We start from the raw sequence: 1,527 nt of genomic DNA, 5'->3' as shown, positions 1-1,527 counted from the left end.
AGTCACCAAATGCTGAATACGTGCCAAACCTTTGCTTAAGTTTTGCAATGATTCATGCTCAGGGAACTGGCTTAGCAAAATCTTGGTTTGTAAGTTCAATGCAGTCACAGGTGTTCGTAGTTCATGAGCAGCATCGGCAATAAATTGCTTCTGTTCATTTTGCGCTTTAGAAATGCGCTCAAAAAGACGATTCATTTCGTCAATAGTAGGTAAAAGCTCTTGAGGATAATCATGTACTTCAATTGGAGTGAGTTCTTCGGAATCGCGTTCTTTTAACTCGTTTTTAAAATCATCTATTGGTTTTAAACCACGACGAATAATGGCTGCTAAGGCAAATATTGCAAAAGGTAAAATAATTAAATACGGAATAAACATACTGCCCGCAAGCTCCCAAGCGAAAGCTTCACGAACCCTCTCTTGCTGACTGACCTGAATCTGGTAATCCTTCAAAGGTAAAACATAAGTTCTGACTATACCTTGAGCGGTTTTATGAGAATAAAATCCCGCTTGCTCAACAGGTGGAACCAGCAAATGTAAATGATGAGACAAATGGGCCTGATCCTTATAAGCCCAAATATCGATAAACAGATCTTCTTCGTGGTAAGTTTTATGAAAATCAAACTTACTGCTTACAGTTTTTAAAGGGTGCTCAGCTGTTCTTTCCGCTAAATACTTCATTTGAGTATCTAGAATTTCATCGACTTCTTGAAGTGCAACCTTATAAGCACTAAAAATTAAAATACAACCTAAGATGACACTGAAAATTGAGGTGCCCCAAATCAGTCGTTTTTTTAATGAATAATGCACTTTTATGAAGTCCTGAAATTTTAAATTATGATTGCCCCAAACGGTAGCCCAGTCCTCGGATGGTTCGAATAAAATCTTTACCCAGCTTCGCTCTTAAATGGTGAACATATACTTCAATAGTATTACTGGTCACATCACTATCAAAATCATATAACTTATCTTCTAAGTTGGCTTTAGAAAAGATTTTATTTGGGTGAGTCATAAGTGGAATTAAGATTGCCCATTCACGATTTGATAGATCAATGCGTTGACCTTTAAACGTCGCAATATGCTGTTCAACATTTAAAACCAGATCACCACTTTCTAATAGTTGATCTTGACTCGCAAGTTGAGCTTCTACTCCACTACGGCGTAGTAATGCATGAATACGGGCAAGCAACTCATCAAACTCATAAGGTTTAATTAAATAATCATCTGCACCCAAATTTAAACCATCGACACGGTTTTGTAATTGATCTCGAGCAGAAATAATTAATACTGGTGTTGCTGCTCTTTGACGGATCTGCTTTAAAACTTGCATACCATCCATCATAGGCAATCCTAAATCCAAAAGAATAAGATCAAATTTAGTCTTCGCCAATTGAGCCAAACCATCTAAACCGTTATTGACCCATTCCACCTCAAATTGATGATATTGCAGCAACGTGATCGTTGATTCTGCAATCATAAAATCATCTTCAATCATCAAGATGTTTGTCATGTTCTAGGCTCGCTTTAGTT

At 37.1% G+C, this 1,527-nt stretch carries 2 protein-coding genes; both read right to left on the bottom strand.

What is annotated here, in order from left to right:
• A partial coding sequence (locus VXQ92_RS17435) for a histidine kinase dimerization/phospho-acceptor domain-containing protein (protein WP_416682667.1) occupies positions 1 to 807 on the bottom strand: 807 nt, incomplete at its 3' end.
• Positions 808 to 832: 25 nt separating this feature from the next.
• Positions 833 to 1,507, bottom strand: a complete 675-nt coding sequence (locus VXQ92_RS17430) for a response regulator transcription factor (RefSeq protein WP_416682666.1) — start codon at positions 1,505 to 1,507, stop codon at positions 833 to 835.
• Positions 1,508 to 1,527 lie beyond the last annotated feature (20 nt).

Source organism: Acinetobacter sp. 228 (assembly GCF_048147885.1).
The sequence above is the reverse complement of the archived record's forward strand: the minus strand, read 5'-3'. Positions and strand labels throughout refer to the sequence as shown.